The organism is Rheinheimera sp. (genome assembly GCF_030690345.1).
In the GTDB taxonomy this organism is placed as follows: domain Bacteria; phylum Pseudomonadota; class Gammaproteobacteria; order Enterobacterales; family Alteromonadaceae; genus Alishewanella.
In genome coordinates this window covers 665,887-690,291 of sequence record NZ_JAUYGV010000001.1, presented here as the reverse complement: position 1 = coordinate 690,291, position 24,405 = coordinate 665,887, and the positions used below count along the sequence as shown (strand labels likewise).

Annotated in this window: 21 protein-coding genes; 12 read left to right on the top strand and 9 right to left on the bottom strand. The window is 48.8% G+C overall.

Features of this window, described 5'->3' with window-relative positions; translation table 11 throughout:
- The first annotated feature begins 1 nt into the window (after position 1).
- The 7 genes from Q8O77_RS03270 to Q8O77_RS03240 all read left to right on the top strand — a co-directional run bounded on the left by Q8O77_RS03270 (position 2) and on the right by Q8O77_RS03240 (position 10,911).
- Positions 2–1,225, top strand: coding sequence for an FAD-dependent monooxygenase (locus Q8O77_RS03270; protein ID WP_305551441.1), 1,224 nt, complete (start codon positions 2–4; stop codon positions 1,223–1,225).
- 190 nt (positions 1,226–1,415) lie between these two features.
- Complete coding sequence (gene gcvT / locus Q8O77_RS03265; RefSeq protein WP_305551440.1) at positions 1,416–2,495, top strand: glycine cleavage system aminomethyltransferase GcvT; 1,080 nt, start codon at positions 1,416–1,418, stop codon at positions 2,493–2,495.
- Between the two features lie 57 nt (positions 2,496–2,552).
- Positions 2,553–2,939: a glycine cleavage system protein GcvH gene (gcvH, locus tag Q8O77_RS03260; RefSeq protein WP_305551439.1), complete on the top strand. Its 387-nt coding sequence runs from the start codon at positions 2,553–2,555 to the stop codon at positions 2,937–2,939.
- Between the two features lie 105 nt (positions 2,940–3,044).
- The gene (gene gcvP, locus Q8O77_RS03255; RefSeq protein ID WP_305551438.1) at positions 3,045–5,936 is read left to right on the top strand and encodes an aminomethyl-transferring glycine dehydrogenase; all 2,892 of its coding nucleotides are present in this window, start codon (positions 3,045–3,047) and stop codon (positions 5,934–5,936) included.
- A 307-nt stretch (positions 5,937–6,243) separates the two neighbouring features.
- Entirely contained in the window at positions 6,244–7,314 is a 1,071-nt protein-coding gene (locus Q8O77_RS03250; protein ID WP_305551437.1) for a hypothetical protein, read from the top strand.
- A 15-nt stretch (positions 7,315–7,329) separates the two neighbouring features.
- On the top strand, positions 7,330–8,457 hold the full coding sequence (locus Q8O77_RS03245) for a hypothetical protein (RefSeq protein ID WP_305551436.1): 1,128 nt from the start codon (positions 7,330–7,332) through the stop codon (positions 8,455–8,457).
- 63 nt (positions 8,458–8,520) lie between these two features.
- The gene (locus Q8O77_RS03240; protein WP_305551435.1) at positions 8,521–10,911 is read left to right on the top strand and encodes a hypothetical protein; all 2,391 of its coding nucleotides are present in this window, start codon (positions 8,521–8,523) and stop codon (positions 10,909–10,911) included.
- A 160-nt stretch (positions 10,912–11,071) separates the two neighbouring features.
- Here the strand turns inward: Q8O77_RS03240 and Q8O77_RS03235 are convergent, their stop codons facing one another.
- The 4 genes from Q8O77_RS03235 to Q8O77_RS03220 all read right to left on the bottom strand — a co-directional run bounded on the left by Q8O77_RS03235 (position 11,072) and on the right by Q8O77_RS03220 (position 13,084).
- A complete protein-coding gene (locus Q8O77_RS03235) occupies positions 11,072–11,545 on the bottom strand; it encodes a type II toxin-antitoxin system YhaV family toxin (RefSeq protein WP_305551434.1) in 474 nt (157 codons plus the stop codon).
- Positions 11,546–11,547: 2 nt separating this feature from the next.
- Positions 11,548–11,880, bottom strand: a complete 333-nt coding sequence (locus Q8O77_RS03230) for a type II toxin-antitoxin system PrlF family antitoxin (RefSeq protein WP_305551433.1) — start codon at positions 11,878–11,880, stop codon at positions 11,548–11,550.
- Between the two features lie 261 nt (positions 11,881–12,141).
- On the bottom strand, positions 12,142–12,489 hold the full coding sequence (locus tag Q8O77_RS03225; RefSeq protein ID WP_305551432.1) for a hypothetical protein: 348 nt from the start codon (positions 12,487–12,489) through the stop codon (positions 12,142–12,144).
- A gap of 268 nt (positions 12,490–12,757) precedes the next feature.
- Entirely contained in the window at positions 12,758–13,084 is a 327-nt protein-coding gene (locus Q8O77_RS03220) for a nuclear transport factor 2 family protein (protein ID WP_305551431.1), read from the bottom strand.
- 93 nt (positions 13,085–13,177) lie between these two features.
- Here Q8O77_RS03220 and Q8O77_RS03215 point away from each other — a divergent pair, with 93 nt between their 5' ends.
- A complete protein-coding gene (locus Q8O77_RS03215; protein ID WP_305551430.1) occupies positions 13,178–13,507 on the top strand; it encodes a helix-turn-helix domain-containing protein in 330 nt (109 codons plus the stop codon).
- A gap of 71 nt (positions 13,508–13,578) precedes the next feature.
- On the opposite strand, the gene Q8O77_RS03210 is transcribed toward Q8O77_RS03215, so the two are convergent.
- Positions 13,579–14,040 carry a CreA family protein gene (locus Q8O77_RS03210; protein ID WP_305551429.1) on the bottom strand — a complete coding sequence of 154 codons (462 nt, stop codon included), beginning with the start codon at positions 14,038–14,040 and terminating at the stop codon, positions 13,579–13,581.
- Between the two features lie 201 nt (positions 14,041–14,241).
- Here Q8O77_RS03210 and Q8O77_RS03205 point away from each other — a divergent pair, with 201 nt between their 5' ends.
- The 4 genes from Q8O77_RS03205 (at position 14,242) to Q8O77_RS03190 (ending at position 17,113) form a co-directional block, all read left to right on the top strand.
- Positions 14,242–14,763: a GNAT family N-acetyltransferase gene (locus Q8O77_RS03205; RefSeq protein ID WP_305551428.1), complete on the top strand. Its 522-nt coding sequence runs from the start codon at positions 14,242–14,244 to the stop codon at positions 14,761–14,763.
- On the top strand, positions 14,763–15,311 hold the full coding sequence (locus Q8O77_RS03200; protein ID WP_305551427.1) for a GNAT family N-acetyltransferase: 549 nt from the start codon (positions 14,763–14,765) through the stop codon (positions 15,309–15,311). The genes Q8O77_RS03205 and Q8O77_RS03200 overlap by 1 nt, the downstream gene beginning before the upstream one ends.
- 151 nt (positions 15,312–15,462) lie before the next feature.
- On the top strand, positions 15,463–15,768 hold the full coding sequence (locus Q8O77_RS03195) for a DUF6172 family protein (RefSeq protein ID WP_305551426.1): 306 nt from the start codon (positions 15,463–15,465) through the stop codon (positions 15,766–15,768).
- Positions 15,769–15,826: 58 nt separating this feature from the next.
- A complete protein-coding gene (locus Q8O77_RS03190; RefSeq protein WP_305551425.1) occupies positions 15,827–17,113 on the top strand; it encodes a DEAD/DEAH box helicase in 1,287 nt (428 codons plus the stop codon).
- A gap of 76 nt (positions 17,114–17,189) precedes the next feature.
- Here the strand turns inward: Q8O77_RS03190 and katG are convergent, their stop codons facing one another.
- The 4 genes from katG to Q8O77_RS03170 form a co-directional block, all read right to left on the bottom strand.
- On the bottom strand, positions 17,190–19,445 hold the full coding sequence (gene katG / locus Q8O77_RS03185) for a catalase/peroxidase HPI (protein WP_305551424.1): 2,256 nt from the start codon (positions 19,443–19,445) through the stop codon (positions 17,190–17,192).
- 135 nt (positions 19,446–19,580) lie between these two features.
- A complete protein-coding gene (locus Q8O77_RS03180) occupies positions 19,581–20,351 on the bottom strand; it encodes an ABC transporter substrate-binding protein (RefSeq protein WP_305551423.1) in 771 nt (256 codons plus the stop codon).
- 230 nt (positions 20,352–20,581) lie between these two features.
- Entirely contained in the window at positions 20,582–22,726 is a 2,145-nt protein-coding gene (locus Q8O77_RS03175) for a TonB-dependent siderophore receptor (RefSeq protein WP_305551422.1), read from the bottom strand.
- A gap of 221 nt (positions 22,727–22,947) precedes the next feature.
- On the bottom strand, positions 22,948–24,342 hold the full coding sequence (locus tag Q8O77_RS03170) for a PLP-dependent aminotransferase family protein (RefSeq protein WP_305551421.1): 1,395 nt from the start codon (positions 24,340–24,342) through the stop codon (positions 22,948–22,950).
- Positions 24,343–24,405 lie beyond the last annotated feature (63 nt).

Below are 24,405 nucleotides of genomic sequence, written 5' to 3'. Positions count from 1 at the left end.
AATGCAAAATGTCGATATCACTATTGTTGGTGCCGGTAGTGCCGGGTTAACCCTGGCATTGTTGCTGGCGCCACTGGGCCTGCAGATTGTAGTGCTGGAGCAGGGCAGTGCGCCGCACAGCAGCAATATTAACCATCAACGTGTCAGTGCGCTTAACCCGGCATCAATGCGCCTGCTAAGCCATACCGGTGCCTGGCCGGCTATTGCCGCCACAGCACAAAGCTATAACCGCATGCAGGTGTGGGATGCCGACAGCTTTGCCAATATTGAATTTGACGCCGCCACAGAGCGCTTGCCACAACTGGGCTGGATTTGCGATAACGAGCAAATCCGTGTTGCCTTGCATCAGCAATTGCAGCAGCACACTAATGTGCGCTTAGAGTTTAACTGCAGCATCAACAGCCTGGTGCAAAGTGAGCGCGATGTGTTAATTAACATTAACCAACAGCAACTACTGCTAAGCCGCTTACTGGTAGGCGCCGATGGCGTAAATTCGCTGGTACGCAGCAGCATGCAACTGCCGCTGGCACATTGGGATTACGAGCAGCAGGCCATAGTCGCCACTATTACTACACAGTTGCCGCATCAGAACACCGCACGCCAGGTGTTTTTACCCACCGGGCCGCTGGCGCTGTTGCCGCTGCCGGATCCACAGCAGTGCTCTATTGTCTGGAGCTGTAACCCCGAACGTGCCGCACAGTTGCTTGCTATGCCGGCGCAGCAGTTTAACCAGGCGCTTAGTGCCGCCGGCAACAGTGTGCTGGGTGTGTTGCAACTGCAGACAAAACCCAAAGCCTTTGGCCTGAAAATGCGCTACGCCGGCAGTTGGCTGCGCGGCCGGGTGGTGTTGGTCGCCGATGCGGCGCACAGCATACATCCGCTGGCCGGCCAGGGCATGAATTTAGGCCTGATGGATGTTGCAGCATTAGCAGAACTAATAAGTGAAGCGGTAGCGGCAAATAAAGATTTTAGCGAAACCCGGCTGCTGCGGCGTTACGAGCGCTGGCGCAAGGCCGAGGCGCAAACCCTGATCGTGGCAATGGAAGCTTTTAAGCGTGGTTTCAGTAATAAGCAGCCACTGCTCAAGCTGGTAAGAGCTGTCGGTATGAGCGGCGTAAACCAATTGCCTTGGTTAAAAAGCAAGATCATCGCTGCAGCCCTTGGTAACAGTGGCGACTTACCAAAACTGGCACAGCCGGCGGCAAAAACGGCCCGTACGGCCTGAGTTAGTTTTTTTAGTAATTACCGCTGTCGCATTACAAAAACTAATTAATCGGGGGCTGTTTGCCGGCGCTGCCTTGCGCTATAATCCGGCTGCCTTTTTTATCCGCTGTGCTGCATAAGTTGTCATAAAACTGTGCGGTAGCGCTGAATTTCCGGCGCCTTGCGGGCCTTACAATAAGCAGGAAATAGCAATGGCCAATCAAACTGCGTTACATGGCAAACACCTCGAAGCCGGTGCCAAAATGGTCGACTTCTTCGGCTGGGACATGCCCATCAATTACGGCTCACAAATTGAAGAACACCACGCGGTACGCCGCGATGCCGGGATGTTCGACGTCTCTCATATGACTATCGTTGACTTAAAAGGCGCCAATACCCGCGCCTTTTTGCGTTATTTACTGGCCAATGACGTGGCTAAATTAACTGTCCCCGGTAAGGCGCTGTACAGCGGTATGTTAAATGCAACCGGCGGCGTAATTGACGATTTAATTGTGTATTTCCTGCAGGAAGACTTCTTCCGCCTGGTGGTTAACTCGGCCACCCGTGAAAAAGACTTAGCTCACATCAACAGCGAAGCCAAAGCCTTTGACGTAACAGTAACTGAACGCCCTGAGTTCGCCATGATTGCCGTGCAGGGCCCGAATGCTAAAGCCAAAGTTGCGACCTTATTAAACGCTGAGCAACAAGCTGCAGTAGCGGGCATGAAGCCATTTTTTGGTGTGCAGGCCGGCGAGTTATTTATTGCCACTACCGGTTACACCGGTGAAGACGGTTACGAGATTGCGCTGCCAAACGAGCAGGCTGCTGATTTTTGGCAAAAACTGCTGGATGCCGGCGTAGCCCCGGCCGGTTTAGGTGCGCGTGATACTTTGCGTTTAGAAGCCGGCATGAACTTATACGGCCAGGATATGGACGAAAGCGTATCGCCATTGGCGGCCAATATGGGCTGGACCATTGCCTGGGCCCCGGAAGAGCGTAACTTTATCGGCCGTAAAGCTATTGAGCAACATAAAGCCGAAGGCACCTTTAAACTGGTGGGCTTGGTAATGGAGCAAAAAGGCGTACTGCGCCATGGCCAGCGCGTAGTGGTTGAGGGCGGCGAGGGTGAAATTACCTCCGGTACTTTCTCGCCAACCCTGGGTTACAGTATTGCGATGGCGCGGGTACCGGCCACGGTGGGCGATGTAGCCGAAGTAGATATTCGCGGTAAGATGGTGCCGGTTAAAGTGGTTAAACCTGCTTTCGTGCGCATGGGTAAGAAAGTCATCTAAACTGTGACAGTAATTAAAAACTATATTAATTAAAAGACACCAGCTAAGGATTAAACAATGAGCTCAATTCCTAACACATTGAAATACGCCAGCAGCCACGAGTGGGCACGCGATGAAGGTAACGGTATCTACACTGTAGGTATTACCGAACACGCTCAGGGCCTGCTGGGTGATATGGTGTTTGTTGAACTGCCGGACGTAGGCGATGCTGTAACCCAGGGCGATGACTGCGCAGTAGCCGAGTCTGTAAAAGCTGCTTCTGATATTTATGCGCCGCTGTCGGGCGAGATTGTTGAAGTTAACGAAGCGCTGGCCGACTCGCCGGAGCTGGTAAACAGCAGCCCGTACGAAGATGGCTGGATGTTTAAAATTAAGCTGTCGGACACTGCTGAACTGTCAGCACTGTTAGACGCTGCCGGCTACAAAAACTCTATCGACGAGTAAGCCAACTTAGCAAATCCATTTAAGCCCCGTGCACGTACAAATTACCTGTATAAGCCACGGGGCTTAACTTTAGTAGCAACGAAACCTTACCAGGACATTCAAGGCATGACCAACTCCGCTGTGAAAACCCTGTCGCAACTTGCGAACCACGACGAATTTATTCAGCGCCATATTGGCCCGGACGCGGCAGAAACCGCTGCCATGCTAAGTGAGCTGGGTGTAGACAGCATTGAAGCGCTGATTGCCCAAACGGTACCGGCGGATATCCGCCTGACGACGCCACTGGCCACCGGCCCGGCCCGCACCGAAGCCGATGCGTTAGCTGTGTTAAAGCAAGCTGCGGCAAAGAACAAAATGTTCAAATCTTACATTGGTATGGGCTATCACCCGACGTTAACGCCGAATGTGATCCTGCGTAATGTGCTGGAAAACCCGGGCTGGTACACGGCGTACACGCCATACCAGCCGGAAATTGCCCAGGGCCGCCTTGAATCGCTGTTAAACTTCCAGCAATTAACGCTGGATTTAACCGGTATGGAGCTGGCCAGCGCCTCGTTGCTGGACGAAGCCACCGCCGCTGCTGAAGCCATGGCTTTGGCAAAGCGCGTAACCAAGAGCAAGTCTAACCTGTACTTTATTAGCGACGATGTACACCCGCAAACTATCGACGTGGTAAAAACCCGCGCTGAAATGTTTGGTTTTGACATTGTAGTTGGCAAGGCGGCCGATGCGGCTGAGCACGATGTATTTGGTGCCCTTATTCAATACCCAACTACTAACGGCGATATCCGTAACGACAGCGCATTAATCGCGGCGTTACAGGCGAAAAAGGCCATAGTGGCTGTTGCTACCGATCCTATGGCACTGCTGCTGTTAAAGGCGCCTGGCCAATTAGGTGCCGACGTGGTTTTAGGCTCTGCCCAGCGTTTTGGTGTGCCTATGGCTTACGGCGGCCCGCACGCCGCGTTTTTTGCTACCCGTGATGCCTACAAGCGCTCTATGCCGGGCCGTATTATCGGCGTGTCGAAAGACCGTCGCGGTAATCAGGCACTGCGTATGGCAATGCAAACGCGCGAGCAGCATATCCGCCGTGAAAAAGCTAACTCGAACATCTGTACTGCCCAGGTATTACTGGCCAATATGGCCTCGTTCTATGCCGTATACCACGGCCCGCAGGGGCTGAAAAATATCGCGCAGCGTATTCACCGCAATGCCGATATTTTTGCCGCCGGCTTACAAGCCAAAGGCGTGGCGTTGGTAAACAGCCACTGGTTCGATACCATTACCTTTACCGTAAGCGACCGTGCCGCCGTGGTTAAACGTGCTTTAGCCGCCGGTGTTAACCTGCGTACCGACGTAGCTGATTCGTTAGCGGTAAGCTTCCATGAAGCCACCAACAGCGCGGATATTGCTGAGCTGTTTGATATCGTACTGGGCGCAGGCCACGGCTTAAGCGTGGATGCGCTGGATGCCGCTATCGTAGCTGATGGCAGCAAGTCTATTCCGGCCGATTTAGTGCGCAACGACAGCGTGCTGGGCCACCCGGTATTTAACCAGTATCACAGTGAAACTGAGATGCTGCGTTATATCAAAAAGCTGGAAAACAAAGACTTATCGTTAAACCACTCGATGATTTCGTTAGGCTCATGCACCATGAAGCTAAACGCTACCGCCGAGATGATCCCGGTAACCTGGCCTGAATTTGGCTCGCTGCACCCGTTCGTGCCGCGCGACCAGGCCGAAGGTTATTACGAGATGATTAACCAACTGGGTGACTGGCTGGTAAACATCACCGGTTACGACAATATCTCTATGCAACCAAACTCGGGTGCTCAGGGTGAGTACGCCGGTATGGTGGCGATCCGTAAGTATCATGAAAGCCGCGGCGAAGGCCATCGTAATATCTGTTTAATTCCGGTATCGGCGCACGGTACTAACCCGGCCACTGCCGCCATGACCAGCTACGACGTAGTACTGGTAGAGTGCGACAAGCGCGGCAATATCGACATGGCCGATTTAAAAGCCAAAGCTGCCGAAGTGGGCGACCGCTTAGCCGCTATCATGGTGACTTATCCGTCTACCCATGGTGTATTTGAAGAGAGTATCCGTGAGTTGTGCGACATTATTCACAGCTACGGCGGCCAGGTGTATATGGACGGCGCCAATATGAATGCTCAGGTAGGCTTAACGGCACCTGGCTTTATCGGCTCAGACGTATCGCACTTAAACCTGCACAAAACTTTCTGTATTCCACACGGCGGTGGCGGCCCGGGCATGGGTCCTATTGGCGTTAAAAGCCATTTAGCACCGTTCCTGCCTAACCACGCAGTGGTAAGCATTGATGGCACCGGTAGCGATAACGGCGCCGTATCAGCGGCACCGTTCGGTAGCGCCGGTATATTGCCAATCAGCTGGATGTATATTGCCATGATGGGCGGCGAGGGCTTAAAACAAGCTACTGAATACGCCATCCTGAACGCTAACTACATGGCGAAAAAACTCGACCCGTTATTCCCGGTATTGTACCGCGGCACCAACGGCCGGGTAGCGCACGAATGTATTATCGACATTCGCCCGTTAAAAGAAGCCAGCGGCATTACCGAGATGGATATAGCCAAGCGTTTAATGGACTTTGGTTACCACTCACCAACAATGAGCTTCCCGGTAGCCGGCACGCTGATGATTGAGCCAACCGAATCAGAAAGCAAAGCCGAGCTGGATAAGTTTATTGAAGCGATGAGCACCATCCGCAGCGAAATTGCCAAGGTAGAAGCCGGCGAGTGGACAGTAGACAACAACCCACTGGCGTACGCACCGCATACCATGCAAGACATTTTCGACCCGGCATGGGACCGCGCCTACGAGCGCCAGTACGCCGCCTTCCCGGCAGCCTTCGTGGCAGAAAACAAATTCTGGCCAACGGTTACCCGTATCGACGACGTATACGGCGACCGTAACCTGATCTGTTCTTGCCCAAGCCCGGAAGCGTATCGGTAAGCGCTTAGTGCTTATGCGGATGTGCAATTAAGTTGGTTAATAATTTAATTTAGATGGTTATCTTAATTAAGTTGGTTAATTTAGCCTAATAAAGATAGAAGCGGACCTTAACGGTCCGCTTTTTTTATGCTGTTACGCAAATTAGTGAAAGATCGTACTGAATAGGAGCTTTGCTTGACCATGAGCTTGGAGTGCCTAATACTTCAACCTTGTGGTCAAAATTTAACCAAATACCAGACGGTGCTGATGTCTCATATGGATATGAATTTTATTTTCCTTTGGTAGCACACTATGAAGGGAAATAACTATGGCACGAAAACCTGTTGTTCTTCTAATTCACGGCATGGGAACTCATTCCGATGCTTCGGTCAAAGAAGAATTTAAAGTAGGGCTACAGCAATGCATGGGATTTTTTGGCAACAATAGTTTCGATGTCAATGATGCATTTACCGTAAAGGCATTCAACTACTCCGAATACTGGGATGAGAAAAGAAAGGAATTTGTTACGCATCTCAAGGGTGATATTAAAGATTCTCTCTCGTTATCGCCCAGTCTGATACAGAAAATACTTGCTGTAACTGCAGAATTTGATGGTGATGATTTCTTGTACACACATGTGCTAGATGTTCTCTTTTATTTGACGGGAGCTTTACGCGGTCATCAATTAATCAAGCTTCACAAAGCAATTGGAGATGAAATTGAAGCATCTATCAATGATCTAAATGGTCAACATTTCATAATTGTTGCTCATTCATTGGGTACTGCATTTATTCACGATTGCTTGACGCAACTCTATACGAGTCGGCTAGACCCAATCAATTTTGGGTTAGATCAATTGTGGTCAATAGCGACCGTTTCTAGACTCACTCACATGGTTACACGAATGGATGATCCTATGTCATCTATAGTGACTGACCATAGCCCAAGTAAACCGGGAGTCTGTAAGGAGTTTTACCCTGTATACAATGATTTCGATCCTTTTTGCTGGTTCAAACGCTACACACGCTTACCAAATGAAGGTCTGCTGATTAATACCAAGCACGTTAGAGATCTCCATAAAGTATACCAAGACACGAATTCAATGAGAGTTAACCCTCACGACCTACGTGAATACTTCGCAGATCCTGAAGTAGGGGGAAGATTCTTATCAACCAACGGCGTTGTAAGTATTGATCTTAATGATTTCAGGGCTGCTCAAGCTGAATATCGAAAAACAACAGCGATAGGTTTGATTTCTGATACTTACAAAACGATTAAATCAAAGCTGGAAGCGTTGGATGATACCTCTGGGGGTGTCAGTGAAATGAAGAAAAAAATCGAGCTCCTCACTGACGTCTACAAGCTGATAGATGAGATGCGAGACGAGTTCAAAATCTAATAAGGATAGAAAGTGATGAAAATACGTTTAACCGGACTAATTGTTGCACTTTCTTTTTCCTGCGCTTGTTTCGCTCAACAGTCAGAGTCAAGTAATCTCGACTTAGCAACTTCATACATTGAAAACCAGTGCGATTTTGACATTATTCTTTCCAAAGGTCTGACTCTAAACAAATGGTTTGTTGAATACGACAGATATGTGACTGAAAAAGCGCTTGTGGCATGCAGAGCAATTTTTGACGATAAATCAATCACTCCAGTAATTACTGATTATTGGTCTTCTAACGAACTAAGTGAGATTTTAAAAAGAAATCTAAGCGAGTTAGACAGAGCATTTTCATTAAGTGGTGATAGTAAGTTTGATATATTGAAAATTAGCTATAGCACTTGGCGATCTGAGACGACTCTTCCAATTCGTCGAGGGGTTCCTATGCCTGCCAGTTTTGATTCGAGGCCGCGTGATTTTGAAAGGGAGTATTTCTTAACAACCACTACAGGTCTTCCAAGCCAAGCGAGCGAGCGGTTTAAGCTGAATACAGAACAAAACACATACTGTGCTAATCGTTTTTCTGATGCAAAAGACTGCGTGGAGGTTTTCGATGCATTCAACAAAATTAATAGAAAGCTTTCCATTTTCCAGCGGCTAAATGCTGCCCAAGAGCATAATGCATATGTCGCTATTCAAGAGGCTAAATGGGATAAGTTCTCCGATAATTCTCGTTTCCAAACCTTTATAGATGTCGCATTTACGTCTTGGATATATCGTGACCACTTTTCTAGAACTGATGATTTGATAACGCCTCCACCATTACAGTTGTATGCCTTAAGACCTTCGCTAGTATACGAGCATCTGTCTGACGCTCCCAACGGTGACAGAGACGAGGTTGCAGTTGCTTTGGAATGGGTAGGTTTCAATGCATGGGATCTGAAAATCCCATTTGGCGTTTCTGTGACAAGTGTTTATTCCGATAGAGCCACTGGAAAGTCAGTGGGACACGGTTTGACTTTTCATGTCAACAACTCCTTTAGTTTTGGTTTTGCAAATCGTGGGGGGGGAGAAAACAGCTTTTATGTCAACTTTGAATTAATGGAGTGGTTTGGTGAAAACCAAGAAATGCTGAAGGCATACAAGAGATTCAGATAGATTTTTTTGCACGTTACTGCTTAAGAAGAAACACTGTGATCCTCAATTGGAGATAATCGGTCGATGAGATTACTAATACGAAGAGAAGGAATCCCCATTCCAGTAAAAGTCGGGGAAGCTCTAAAGTTCACATTACCTCTTCTTGTGGCATTTGGTTTGAGTTACTTCTCTTTTGTCTTTCTATTTGATACCTACCATTCTTTCCAGTCTGGCGTGGATCTAGAAGATGATATTGATGTTGTTTTGGATAAGGTCGAAAAAGCCTATCTCAAAAAATCTCTTTTTCTAGGGGGAGAATTAAATGACGAGACACAGTCGTTTTTTAGAGAACAGTCGAAACCAGTAGTTCAAGCAATACACAATATTCATACTAATATTGTCAATCGAAACAACTCTGCTGCTTCGAATTCTCCAAAGATTCCCGAATCGCAGCGAACAGAACAAGCTTGCAAAGATATAGCTCTTTACATCAATGGAATCCCAAGAGGAGCAGACCTAGAGAACGCCGCTACAAAATATTCTGTAGTCAATCCAATACTTGAATGGAGATATGTCAAAGATAACAAACTGATATTAATAGGACTGCATTGCAACATACTAACCGAGCTTTACAAAACGATTAACCCTCTTGCAGAAATAGCAAATTCGGAAAATCACATTGTCCTTGATGATTGGTGGGTCACAGTTGATAGGCCATCAGTTGGACTCATACAAACCTATGTAGCTTCTCCAGTGCATGAAGCTTCATTTAAAGAAGAAAACGTTGCTTTGGACTCTAGGCCTTGGAAAGCGGCGTATGATAGTAATACTTATTTCGGCCAGCATGCGAGTCAAAGCAATAATAAAGTAGACTCAATGGATAGCGACATTAAATGTATTGTCAGTCAACCATATTCTTCAACACTGCAAGGTGATGGTTACTCAATTCGCACACTTGTATGTATGACTGAGCTTGTATACCTAACAATAGACGAATCAAGTGAGTCGTCTAAGGGAACCCCCAAAGTAGTCGAGCAAAATGAGACTTTGTATGTTGGTTTGGATTACTCGTTTAATTTGAAGTGGCTGCAATCATCAGTTTCTAACGCAAAAACGAGAGAAAATGAGAGTAAAATCGTGAAAGTGTTGCCTACAGCTAATGAAGCCTACTTTTGTCATTTACCGTTTAGCAAAATCTTGTTCCAAAACAAAAAATCTAATTGCACATTCTCTGCGCTCTATAGCGGTATGTTGTATTTTCCGATATTAGTTTTTTTTTTAATATTTACGCGAAAATATAGTTTTCAATGGAAATTGATGCTTGAAAACGAAGACGTGAAAGATGATCCTCCACCTTGCAAAAAACAATACATAATGCCAACTTTAGGTATTTTGACTATTTTTCGTAATGTATCGAGACTTTTCCCTGATAAAAACTACAGAGCGTCTGAAATACCGGCACCAAACTACAAAGAAGTTTATGAACTTTGGCATCTCAAAGTAATTCTTTATGTAAAATTTGTTGGCATGTTGGGATATGTTCGTTTTCCATTGTGGGGAATCAGCTTGCAAAATATCCTCGCATGTTGGTTTTCTCTTGGTTCATCTGAGTTTAAACCGACCAATGTATTGAAAGACGCGCTATCAAAGGTTTTTCTTAATGAGTCGGCAACTGAAGCAAACAAAGCAATCAAGCACCTTATGCGCACTAAGTCTACTGGTGAGTTTGTCGTCGAATTTGATAAGAGTTTACCGATAGTTTATCGGCGTCTTACAGAAGAAATAAGAGAAGCTCGATATGCTTTATCGGATAGAGGTAAAATTTCGTCAGCAGTGCTTGATCTTACATCTTTAACTGCAAATTCTCGTTTGTATTTAGAGGAAATGAAACCGGGTTATGCAGTGACTAACGATGCCATAGGTGTATACCAAGCATTGGGCAAGTATCAATCAGAGTTTCATGTAAAGGGAGTGTTGTATTCAGAATATCTAGAATCACTTGTTGAACATGTTGATGTCGATGAACACCTTGAAAACTGGCTTACGCTAGGAAAAAACATAGAACGTATTTTGATTTTCAAAGATTTTGATTCTTATCAAGCTGGTATAGAAAAAATTGAACCGCTATTACAGAGATGTATCAAAAAAGGAGTCACTTTCTATGCTATTTGGCTTAATGGAGAGGGGTCATTGAAATCAAGATCTATTGAAATTGAGCAAGACGCCAGACGAGCTGACTTTGCAATCTTGAGCTTCAATAATAAAAACCATCTAGTTTTTACTAGTAAGGGAGTCGTATACGGTGCAAAACTCTCACATCAACAGCCCACTCAACATGTTCTGCAAGTTAGCGCAGAAATCAGTTGGTTAGATGATACAGCAATAAGGCATCTATATCTTTTTAACTCGTTAAAGAAAGATGCGGTAGAAATTACGCTAGAACCTAAATCAAAAAATCCAACTAGTAGTGATTGAGTTAGGCCAGTTTCGTATGTTTGAGTTTGCGGGGTCTTGATTCTTGCCACTTAAAAAACATCAGAAACAAGACCTGCCCCTGAGAGCTAATCAAACTGTGCTAAAAGCTGCCGCAGGTTTCTTTGGTGGAAGTGGGGCTGATACATCGGCGGGGAGTTTTCTAAAGCGGGAGTTTCGCGCCTCTGGCTGCTTTTAGCAGAGCCTGCCAATCATCCGGCGGATTACCCGACTTAAGAATCTTTGCGAACACTTTGTAAGCATCGGTTTTACTGGCAAATGCCCGCTTATTATCTTCATCATTCACCCAGGCATAAACGATAATTTTTGCTCCAAGGTGGTATCTGAAAAATAACCGGTATTGCTGAAAAAATTTGGCCCGAAACCAATGCTTATTGTTGTCGCCTAATGTCTTGCCCTGGCGGTAATCTGCCAGCGTTGGGTCTTGCGGAATAATGTCAAAGGCCAGCTTATAAATGGCTGCCAAGCGCTTAGTGTCATTTTTCTTGCGGTAGCCTTGTGGATCTTTGGCTTTTAACGCCTCTACCTTGTCTTTCAGTGCCTGGTACTGCTGTGCAAAAAGAGGATGGGTATATAGCGTCCAGCCGTTAACTACCATCGGGACTTGATCAGACAAGTTTATTCGTCCTCAGCTGATAGCTGTTCATTCAAATCAATATCAACATCTGCAACCAGCGCTGCCACGCTCTGCTGCATACTGCCGGTTAGTGGCTGTAGTTTTTCCGGATGCTGCTGCATATCAAGCGCCAGAAATGATAGAAACTGCTCAAGAACCGGATCAGCTGCAACCGTGTCAGCGCGCTGCATAAGCACACTGCCATCAGATTGGATAACATATTTAATCTTGTCTTTTTTGCCCAGTTGCAACGCTTGGCGCACCGGGCCCGGTACTGTTGTCTGAAAACGGTCGGTCAGTGTTGATTCTGCTTCCAAAGCCATTTGTGCAAGCATGATGGTCTCCACAGGTTCACGTTGGCTATAGTGGTTATTCTAGTGGCAGAATAATGGTAATGCAAATGCATTACCATTTGGGTTTGCTGGTGGATTTATTGCGGTTGTAACAAAATCATCGATACCGTTGCTTCTTCCCGGAAGCTTTACTGTTGCTTGCCGGTAGAATAAACGGACCCGATACCAACAAATCCACCGAAGCAGCACGGTAGATAAGCTGTGTTTTAAGCTGCTGCAGGGGCAAGTCTGAGCCAGTACATGTTAGAGCATCAGCGACAGGGCAGTTTGTATCTGTTCATCACTTAGATCTTGCTGCTGCAGAGCTTTATTCAGGCTTTGTTGGGCGCCGGCCAGGGCGCTGTTCAGCATGCCCAGCTCAGTTTGCAATAGCTTCAGTTTTTCTCGCTGTTGTTCTGATTGCAGTCCCTCTTGCGAAGCTTTATCTATTTCGGCCTGCTTATCGGCAATTTGCTGCTTAAGATCGCGAATGTTTTTTAATATCTGCTTAATAGTATCCGGCAGGTTGCTGTCATCAATATCTTTATTTTGCTCTGCTTGTTTTGCGTTGGTTTTGCCCAGTTCTGACAAGCTGACATAAACACCTGACATAGTGTTTTTTTTGCCAGTTGTAGCGGTTGTATCGGCTTCCGTTTTTGTTGGCTGGTTGAGCTTTAAGCTTGCAAGCTGTGGCTGCAGAGTATTAATTTTCATAAAAAGCAGGCAGTTTAAAAAATTGTTAGTTTTTTGTCGGCGGCAACCGGGAAAACTTTAATACCGCGCAACAGAAAATGAGCTGTCGGGGGCTACCGGGGCCACCAGCCTGGCGGCTGCGTGCTTTATGTTATGCTGTCGGCACGGCGCCTCCGTCAATAACGTATTAAGCAATCTGCAGCGATTGAATTTTGCCGTCTTGCAGCAAAAAGGTATAACTAAGCTTAATGGGGCTGCCGGGGAAATTGCCGCTAACTTCTGCAATGACGATTTCATGCTGTTGCTGCGTGGTTGCACTAAGGGGTTTGGCGCTAAAGGCATACTTCTGCCTGGTGTCGGAAAACCAGGCCGCTATAGCTGCCTGCCCCTGATAGCTGCCGCCTTCATCTAATACCAGCGCGTCGGCGCTGAAGCAGTCTTTCAGCCCTGCAGGGTCTGTACCGTTACTGATTTCAAAGTAGTTTTTAATGGGATCAGCTAATTGAATGGTCATTATGATGTCTCCTGCTGCATTGTTGTCTGGCAGGAAGTTTCTGCTTAGACTGAGCAACAATCAAGAACGCACAAAAAAGTAAGTAACGCACTTATGAGAAAGATTTATACGCCCTCTACTGCAGCGGCTGATACGCTCGAAGCAATTAAATTGCTGGAGGGAAGCTGGAAGCTGATCATTTTGTATCATTTGTTCGACGGCAAAGTGCAGCGCTATTCTGATTTTGAAAAACTGATCCCGGGCATCTCGCAAAAGATGCTGGCTCAGCAATTAAGAAAGCTTGAAGCTGACGGCATTATAAGCCGCGAGGTTTATCCGCAGGTGCCACCCAAAGTAGAATACCGGCTGACAGCTTGGGGGCAGGCGTTATGCCCGGCTTTGGATGCGCTGTTGCTTTGGGTAGAGCAAAAAGACCAGCTTTGATGGCAAATAACAGCTTGCCCGCGACAAGCACCACAGTAGCCGGGTTACGCTAACCCCGGCGCGGCCTGATGCTATTGCGCTTTCGCTGCGTTATAGGCCTCCGTTCCCCACAGTGGCACGGTAGATAAGCTGTGCTTAAAGCTGCCGGAGGTTTCTTTGGTGGAGTAGGACAGATACATCAGGGTTTGGTTTTCCACGTCGAGAATACGGCGGATTTTCATACTTTTAAAGAAGATGCTTTTTGATTTGGTAAACAGCACCTCACCGTTTTTACTCTTATCTATTTTGGCAATCATATCGGCAGTGATGGGGCCGGTCTGGCGACAGGCGATAGAGCTGTCAGACGGGTCGGATAGGTTCAGGTTGGCTTCGATACTGGATACATGGCAGGTAACGCCTGTTACCACCGGGTCGACAATGGCATCGAGCTTAATATCCTTGGTGGTAAACACGCCGAGTGATACGTCGCCCACTTCATTTTTGTCACAAGCTGCCAGCATCAGCAGCAGTAATACACAGTAAACAGCGCGCATAGTGGGGCTCCTTTGGTTAAGTCTGTCCATACTTTAGTTATATCTATACTGGCACCTTTTCAGCCGGCAAAAAAGCCAAAGCATGGCAAAGCAGGCTTTATTTTCTATGGTGAGTTGTTTATTGTCTGGCTCCGGACAGTTAAATGACATCTCTACCGTAAAGTGGAAACGACCGGTAGTGTTTGATAGGTTTTGCAGTATATGACGATAGGTATCAGGTTAATGACGCCGGCAGATATACCGGCAGTGGTGGCGTTGCAAGACTGCTGCTACAGCGATGCGCTGTATGAAAGCCCGGCATTGCTACAGCAGCGCTTAACCTCAGCTGCCGGCAGTTGCTGGCTGGCTGAAAAAGCTGATGGCCGGTTATTGGCGTATTTATTCAGTTATCCGTCCATAAACGGCTATGTTACGCCGTTGGCATCGGCTTTTTCGCTAAGTGCCACGCCGGAGCTGCTGTATCTGCATGATATGGCAGTAAGCCCCGGCGCCCGCGGCCTGGGCCTGGCAAGTAACTTACTGGCAACAGCAAAGCAATATGCGCTAAGCCTTGGACTGAGCAAACTGGCGCTGGTGGCGGTGCAGGGTTCGGTGCCGTATTGGCAGCGCCATGGTTTTGCTGTGGTTAACCAACTATCGGATAGCGCGATAAGTGCGCTGGCCGGTTATCATGGCGAGCAGGCGTGTTATATGCAATTAACTCAGATCACACAGGAAGCCTAATGTTACCAATCAGTGCTACAGCAAGACTTAATTTTGCGCTGCTGTCTGAGCAGGACGCGCAGCTGTTGTTTGAAGTGGATCAGGATGCAGAGGTAATGCGCTATCTGAACGGTGGCAAATTAACCAGCATGCAAACTATAGTTGAGGTGTTTGTGCCCCGGATGCTGCAGTACCGTAACCCGGCATTGGGTTATGGTATCTGGCAGGTGCGGCGCAGTGATGACAATGCTTATCTGGGCTGGGTATTAATACGGCCAATGGGGTTTAACAGCCAAACGCCAAGTACCGATGAGCTGGAAATTGGCTGGCGGTTTAAACGCGAATATTGGGGCCGGGGTTATGCCAGTGAAGCGGCAAGTGCAGTGGCAGATGCGGTGCTGGCAAATAATCGCCGGGTACAATTTTTATCTGCCATCGCCATGCCGGATAATGCCGGTTCTATTGGTGTAATGCGCAAACTGGGTATGCAGTTTGTAAAACGCTTTTTGCATCGCGATGCCCTGGGCGATGTGGATGCGGTGTTGTACCAAAGAGCATTAGCCCAATAACGCTGTTTAGTGTAATTTTTTTCTGTTGTTGCTTACTGCATAGATTTTGCTGCCAAACAGCAGATAGTGGCAGTTATCTTTGCTTTATCCATGTACAATGCGCGGTTTATAAGCGCGTTCAGCTTTTGAGTGCACACCTGTAGGAATTTTGATGAAAAAAACATTCGCTTTAACTCACTCTAAGCTGAATACGGCCCGTTTGACAGACGCCATTAAACACGAGATTAAAAAGTACCTGGCCAGAGAGCGCCGTAAAGCGCTGCCTGAGGGCACGGACTACTGGACCTTTGATTGCCGCTTTGGTGCTTCAGCTGAGGTGGCCGAAAAAACCTTTACCTCTGACATTAATAAACATATTGATGCTGCTGTAGCCCAAGAGCTGTCGGAGTTCTATGTGGAAATTCTGGCCAGGGCTTGCCAGCATAAGCCGCGTTTGCATGACGAAGCCGCAGACTGATTTTTATCACCAGCTTTCCCCTTATTTTTGACTGTGGCTGTGCTACAGAGGAACTTTTATGCAATTTTCATCGTTAGATTTAGCGCCGGACTTACTGCGCGCGCTGGTTGAGTGCGGTTACAGCGAGATGACACCGGTACAGGCTCAGGCCATTGTGCCGGCGCGCCGCGGCAAGGATTTACAAGTAACGGCACAAACCGGTACCGGTAAAACCGCCGCCTTTGCTATTCCGCTGCTGCAACGCATGCTGGATGCCCCCAAAGCCACAGAAGCGCGCCGGCCGCGGGCGTTGATCCTGACACCAACCCGCGAATTAGCCGAGCAGTTAGCCAATGCGATAAGTAGCTACGCGCAGTTTTTGCCATTAAGTGTTACGGCATTATACGGTGGCGTTAAAATGGGTGGCCAGGCGAATAAACTTAACGCCGGCGTTGATATGGTGATCAGCACCCCGGGCCGTTTGTTAGAGCACCTGGCGTTGGGCAACGTGATACTAAGCGATGTGGAATTTGTGGTGCTGGATGAAGCCGACCGCATGTTAGATATGGGCTTTAGCACTGATGTGCTGAAGTTGCTGCAAATGACAGCAGCGAAACGGCAAACCTTGCTGTTCTCTGCCACCACCTCTCCTGCGGTAAATGAGCTGTCGCATAAAATTTTGCACAACCATCAGCAAATCCGTGTGGCTAAAACTAACAGTGCGGCCGATACGGTAAACCATGTGGTGTATCCGGTAGAAGAGGGCCGCAAGATTGAATTGTTTGAACAGCTGCTGGCAGAAAATAACTGGTTTCAGGTATTGGTATTTACCAGCACTAAAGAGCAGGCAGACCAACTGTTAGCCGGCCTGCAACAGCGTAAAATTGATGCCGCAGTGTGCCATGGCGATAAAAGCCAGGGCGCGCGCCGCCGTGCTATCGCCGATTTTAAATCGGCTAAGCTGCAGGTGTTAATTGCTACTGAAGTAGCCGCCCGTGGTTTGGATATTCAGGGCCTGGATTATGTGGTGAACTTTCACCTGCCTTATTTACCGGAAGATTACGTGCACCGTATCGGCCGCACCGGCCGGGCAGGGGCGGCAGGTACCGCTATTTCTTTTGTCAGCCGTGAAGAAGAGCAAAGCTTAGAGCGCATTCAAAAGCTGATGGGTAGCACTATTGCGCGTATTGTTAAGCCTGGCTTTGAAGTGAGTAACCGTGGTTCACTTTTAAAAAGTATCTCGCGTAAGGTACTCACCGGGCGCTCCAACAAAGCGAGCGAAACCGTGATTGAGCTGGAAAGCTCAAACAAGGCCAGGCCTAAAGCTAATAAACCTAAGGCTAAGCCGGGGCGCAGCAAAACATAGGCCGTGTTAAAAAAAGCGCTGCTCCTTATCGGGAGCAGCGCTTTTGCGTTTCAGCAGTTTAGCTTACTGCAACTGTTTAGCGGTCCAGGTTCATTACCTTAGTCCAGGCTTTAACAAAGTCATCAACAAACTTCTGCTTTGACGTATCAAAGGCGTACACCTCGGCTACGGCGCGCAGCTCTGAGTTTGAACCGAAGATCAGATCAACAGAAGTGGCTGTCCACTTTTTGTCGCCCGATTTACGCTCAAAGCCTTCGTAGATGCCGTCGGTGGCAGACTTTTTCCACACCGTGGACATATCCAGCAGGTTGACGAAGAAATCGTTATTCAGCGTGCCCGGCTTGGCGGTGAATACGCCGTGTTTCGCGCCCTGATAGTTAGCGTCCAGTACACGTAAGCCTCCCACCAGTACTGTCATTTCCGGCACTGTCAGGTTTAGTTGATCAGCTTTATCTACCAGCATTTCAGTCGGCGATTTATAGCTGTCAGTACTGTTGAAGTAATTTCTGAAGCCATCTGCAGTAAGTTCGAGCAGGCTAAAGGCATTAACATCAGTCATCTCCTGGCTGGCATCACCACGGCCCGGCGTAAAAGGCACAGTGATCGTGTAACCGGCATCTTTAGCGGCTTTTTCTATTGCTGCCGCACCACCTAACACGATTAAATCAGCCAGTGACACTTTTTTGCGGCTGGTATTAAAATCTTGCTGAATGGCGGTTAAGGCCTTTAATACTTTGGCCGTTTCTGCCGGGTTATTTACCGCCCAATCTTTTTGCGGGGCTAACGCAATGCGCGCACCGTTAGCACCACCGCGCATATCCGAATGGCGATAGCTGGCTGCCGAGCCCCAGGCAACACGGACCAATTCAGGCACGGTTAAACCGGATTTTAAAATACTGGCTTTCAGTGCTTTAACATCATTGGCTTTAATGCTGGATTGGCTTTTCTCATCAATAGGGTCTTGCCAGATCAGCGCCTCTTTTGGTACTTCTTTACCTAAGAAGTTACGTGGTGGCCCCATATCGCGGTGCGTCAGCTTATACCAGGCTTTAGCAAAGGCTAAACGGTACTCTTCCGGATCCGCTAAAAAGCGCTCGGCAATTTTGCGATACTCCGGGTCAAACTTCAGCGCCAGATCCGCGGTGGTCATAACCGGCGGGTTAAATTTACCTTTGATATGCGCATCCGGTACCAGTTTATGCAGTGACTCATCAGTGGGCACCCACTGAATAGCGCCGGCCGGGCTGCGGGTTTGTTTCCAGTCAAAGTTAAGCAGGTTACTTAAGTACAGTGATGTCCAGCGTGTTGGCGTCTGGGTCCAGGCACCTTCTAAACCACTGGTGGTAGTGTCTTCTGAATGGCCTTTACCGCAGTTGTTTTTCCAGCCAAAACCTTGCTGTTCCACCCCGGCTGCAGCAGGTTCTGCCTCCAGACATTCTGCCGGTTTACGGGCTCCGTGCATTTTACCAAAGGTATGGCCGCCGGCGATTAAGGCCAGAGTTTCTTCATCGTTCATTGCCATGCGCTCAAAGGCGACACGGATATTTTTAGCGGAGCCAATTGGGTCCGGCACGCCTTTTGGCCCTTCCGGGTTAACGTAAATCAGCCCCATGTGGGTAGCGCCCAGCGGACGTTGTAGCTTACCGTCTTTTTCTTCACGGTCGCTGGCCAGCATTTCCACTTCCGGCCCCCAGTACACCATATCCGGTTCCCAGTCATCGGCACGGCCACCGGCAAAGCCAAAGGTTTTAAAGCCCATATTTTCCAGCGCGACGTTACCGGCCAGTACGATAAGATCTGACCAGGATAAGGCTTCGCCATATTTCTGCTTAACCGGCCACAGCAAACGCCGGGCTTTATCCAGGTTACCGTTGTCCGGCCAGCTGTTTAGCGGCTCAAAACGTTGCTGGCCACCACCGGCGCCGCCACGGCCGTCGAGGGTGCGATAGGTACCGGCACTATGCCAGGTCATGCGGATAAAGAACGGACCATAGTTGCCAAAATCGGCCGGCCACCAATCTTGCGACTGGGTTAACAGCGCGTTGATGTCTTGCTTTACGCTGTCTAAATCCAGTTTGTTAAAGGCTTCAGCGTAGTTAAAGCCGGCACCGTAGGGGTTGGAGCGTACATCGTGATCACGCAGCACTGACAAGTCAAGTTGCTGTGGCCACCAGAACTGGTTGGTTCTTACTGCACCTTGCTGAGCACTACCCTGGCCTGAGGCACCGGCTGGCTTAGTCATGGTTTTGTCACTGGCAAAGGCCGCACCGGATACCAGCAACATGCTTATCATGCCGGCCAGCGCTCTGGTTTTAAAAGTTTGTCTAATCATTGTCAGCTTCCTTTTGGTTAACGTTTTGTTATTATTTACAGTGCTGATACTGTGAGGCATCCGGCGCTGAACTAAACAACCGCCAAAATATTATAGTAAGAAGCTGATTGATTGATGTGAATTAAAACGATGAAGTTAATCGGTAAACTCGATGACTCTGTCGCCGAGGATGCGTTTTATCGTGCCATCTTTGGTCATTGCGGCAAGGCTTTGCTGTATAGCTTGCGAGATCTGCGGGCACTGGCAGCTTTTGGCTAAACCGATATACACCGGCTGTGGCTCAACAATATTGAGCGGAAAACTGAGCTCTTTAATTTTGCCGGCCAGTTCGGGGTATTGTTGCAGCACGGCCGCAACCTGAGTGGGCGGCAGCAGCGCTGCTGTTACCCGTTGTTTGGCAACCACCTCAAGCGCGGAGTAGATGGAGTTAACCCGGATCAGTTGTGCCGGCGGCATGGCGTCGACAATTTTCTTCACTTTGGGATGAAAACCATAATTGCGTATTGCCGCCAGCGTCATGGTCGACAATTCGGTAACCTGCTGCAGAGTGCGGTTATCAGATGCCGATAAATAAAGCCGATCCGGCTGGCGGGCACCATAACGGATATAGTCAATGCCTGCCCGGCCATCACCGGTTTTTAGGATGCTGACCACCAGGTCGCTGCTGCCGTCGGCTAACTCTTTCAGGCAGCGCACCGGTGGCGTGGCTTTGCTGATCAACAGCTCAAACCCAGCGCGGCGCGCTATTTCCTGCATAAAATCAACCGAGACGCCCTGTGCTTGTTTCGCCTTATTATTAAAGTCGACATTACCAGGAAACTCCCACACACACCAGCGCAGCTGTTGTTTGGCCTGCAACGGATAAGCGGCAACCAGGCAAAATAATAAGGCGTAAAATTTAAGCATCGTTTTAACAGCTCCGGTGGTCAGGATGTTGTCAGTCTACGGCGAAAAGCAGACGCGAACCAGCCGGCATTATGGCTGAAGTGGTAACGGGGGAATGTATCTTATTGTTAAAACGTGGAAGAATTAAGGGTTAAAGGCGGTGTCAGCGAACCGCTGCGGCGTATATTACCGGCGGCTGTTGTTGCGAAAATAGAGGCGGGCAACAGCAGTTGCCCGCACAGGGGAGTATTTTAATACTGGTAACGCAGACTCAATGTCAGTTGACGTGGCTTGCCGTAGTTGGCGTAATCGATGTTGGCCCAGTACACCTTGTCAAACAGGTTGGTAACGCTCAAGGTGCTGCTGAGTTTGTCGTTAAACTGCCAACTGGCGAACAGATTAGCCAGCACATAAGCATCTTGCGTATAGGTAACACCGGCAGTTTCTGTTGGATGGCTTACGCCATAACCCACTGTTTTACCCTGCCAGTTAAAGCCACCACCCAGCATCAACTTTGCCAGCTCGCCGCTGAACTGATAATGCGTTGACAGCTGGGCTGAATGTTTCGGCAGGTTGGTCCAAATTCTGTCGTTGGCATGGCGTTTGGTATCAACATAAGTGTAACCGGCATTGAGCAACCAGCCGGCGAATATATGCCCGCTGGCGCTGATCTCAAAGCCGCGGCTTTCGGTGCCGTTAACTGCGCGGTAGGCCGAGCTGCCATCCGGCAAGCTGTTTTCCGGCTGGCTCAGGTCACGCACGGCGTAGTTGTCCTGACGGGTTTTAAACAGCGCAGCGTTAACTAACAACTGGTCGTCAAACACGCTGCTTTTAATGCCCAGCTCGAGGTTTTCCCCCAATACCGGTGCCAGTAAGTTGTTGTCTTTATCTTTGTAATTTTGCGGGCTGAAAATATCGGTGTAGCTGACATACAGGCTATGTTGCTGCGACAGCTGCCACACTAAGCCGACATAAGGGGTTACCTCATTGCTAACCTTATAAGCGCCGGAGGTAGCGGTATATTGGCCGCCGGTGTCAAAGCTGTTAGTTGCGGTTTCCCAGTTGCTGAGGCGGGCGCCGGCGATCAGTGACAACTCATCGCTTAGTCTGGCCCGGTTGGCCAGGTAAAAGCCGCGCTGTTTGGTGGTGGCCAGGCGGTAAGCGCCGGTTTTGCTGTACTCTGGCATTGGTGCGCTGCCGTCATAGTTCCATGCATCCGGTACCGCGTAAGACCAGTCAGATACGGAGCTGAACAGAGAAGTTTCGGCTTCCAGCTCTGACGCTGAGGCACCGGCGATGAGATCGTGTTCACGGCCCAGCAGCATATAGCTACCGGTTAAGTACAGATCAAAACTGGTACGGGTATCTTCACCGGCACCTACGCCGGCCAGCAAAGTTAAGCCACTGCCATCGGTGCGGTCGGGGAAACCGGTGGCATACACCCGCAGGCTGGACACTTCGCCTTTAGTTTGGTTAACGGCCGCTTTGAGGCGCCAGTTATCAGCAAATTCATGGCTGATGTCGCTGAACAGCGTATAAGTATTGCGCTGCCAGTGGGTCCAATCCGGTGCATAGCTGGTAGATACCGGCAGGTTGGCCTCGCTGCCGTCGGCGGCAAAAATGGGTACTGTGCCCCAGATAGTACCTTCAGGCTTGTTGTCCTGGCCCTGCACGCCAACGGTTAGCGTGGTGTTGTCGGTTAAATCGGCTTCGGTAATAAACAACCCTGCCAGCTTTTTCTCCCGGTAGCGGTCGCGAAAACTGTCGGTATCCAAGCCGGCTAATACCAGGCGGCTGCGCACAGAGGCATCGTTATTTAATGGTGTGCTAAGGTCGGCTACCGCGCGGCGCATTTGCCAGGAGCCGATACTGGCCGACAGCGAAGCGGCAACCTCTTTACCCGGCCGTTTACGTAGCAAATTTACTGTGGCCGAGGGCGAGCCCACGCCGGAGAATAAACCATTGGCACCGCGGATCACTTCAACCCGCTGGTACAGGGCGGTGTCATATTCCTGATTCGTATTGCCGCTGTAGGTGGGAATATCGTCAACCTGAAAATCAGTGATTTGAAAGCCGCGGGCAAAGTACAGCGGGCGCTGGGTGTCATACAAGGTAACGTTTACGCCGGGCACGTTCATCATTACATCATTGATATCAACCATATTAGCGGCAGCCATCAATTCGGCAGACACTTCACTGATCGATTGCGGAATTTCCCGCGCTGTCAGCGGCATACGGCCGGGCGTGCTTTGCTGCAGTCTTTTGCCGTTAACGCGGATTGTCTCAACAGACGATTCAGCCTGTTCTGTGTCGGTTTGTGCGTTTGCTGCTGCAGCAACCGTGCTTAACGGTGACAAAGCCAGGCACACCGCCAGGGTTAAAGGCAGCAGCCGCAAAGCCGGACGGCTGCAAATTTGTGCTTGGGCAGTTAATGTCGCTGCAGTGCTATGAGCAGAAGCGGAATGAGTGGAAAGCAGATGGTAACGCAAGCTGAAACTCCTTGTTATAAATATTAATGCGAATTATTATCATTGGCATTGTAATCATATGTTGGAGTCAGCACAAGTTGTTAAAATAAATAGCGCTCAGCACTCAATGGCTATACTGCTGCAAAAGATTAGCCGCCAAGCAGCGCTAAAGTTTGCTGGTAAGGCAGGCGCAGGGCGTCGATGGCTTCCTGCTCTGAAGTAATATTGGTATAGCCTATTACCAGGCCATAACGTTTGCTGTTACCGGCGTACCATACCGACAACGGAAACACTAACAGCCGGTGCTGCTGCCAGATGTTAGCCAACTGTTCGTCCTGACTGCCGCTTTTTAAGAACGCCACAACATGCATGCCGCCATCGGTTAACTCGACATAAAACTGGTTTGGGTAAACCTGCTGCAAGGCGTTTAATACCATTTGCCGCCGCGCCTGATACAGTGCGCGCATCTTTTTTAAATGTTTAAAAAAATGCCCTTCAGCAATAAAGCGGCTGAGGATCTGCTGCGGCAGCAGCGGCAGGCTGGTTTCGACGATTTCCGCGGTTTCGTGCAAGCGGCTGATCAGCGCTTTGGGTAGCACTATGTAGCTGATCCGCATGGCCGGCATAATAGTTTTGCTAAAAGTACCAACGTAAATAACCCTGTCCGCCGGATCCTGGCTTTTTAGTGCCGGCAGTACTTTTTTGGTGTAATGAAATTCGCCGTCGTAATCGTCTTCTACTATCCAGGCCTGTCTGGTTTGCGCCCAGTCTAATAACTGCTGCCGCCGTGGCAGTGACAAGGTAACCGCCAGCGGGCTGTGGTGCGCCGGGGTGGTAATGACAAAACGGGCATCCTGATGGTGCTGTAGCAAATAATCGATATTCAGCCCGTGGCGGTCAACCGGCACATAGTGCAGGTTTTCAACGATGCGTTTTAACAGCTTCTGGCCGAAAAAATAACCGGGATCTTCATACACTACCTTATCTTGTCGTGTCGCCAGCGCTTGCAAAATCAACGCGATACTGTGTTTGTAGCCACTGGTAATGCAAATTTGGCTGGCGCTGCAATTCAGGCCACGTGAGATATTAACGTAGTTAGCAATGGCTTCACGCAACTGCGGGTGGCCCATTACCGGCGGTGTCAGCATTTGCTCCGGTCGCATAGCGCGGATTGCTTTACCGGCTAACAGCAACCATTTTTTATACGGAAACTGATCCAGCGACGGAATACCCAACCGGAAAAAGCCAGGGTTGTCGCGTAAATCAATTAAGTTCTGCAGTTTGCTATCTTCAACCGGCACGGTTATCGGCGCTTTAGTAATATTCAGCTGCAGATCCGGGTTAACCTGAGTGCCACGTGCGCCTTTGCTGACTAAATAACCCTCGCCAATCAGAATGTTATAGGCCGTTTCGACGGTTTTTTTCGCTACGCCTAAATCAGCAGCCAGTACGCGGATGGCCGGCACCTTCTCACCCGGTTTCAGGTTGCCGCTTAAGATCTGCTGTTTATAGCGCTGATAAATAGCCTGATAACCGGTCATCATGTCCTACCTAAATACATGGTTTTTGTATCTTTCAAATATGGCATGAAAGGCTAGACTTTGCAC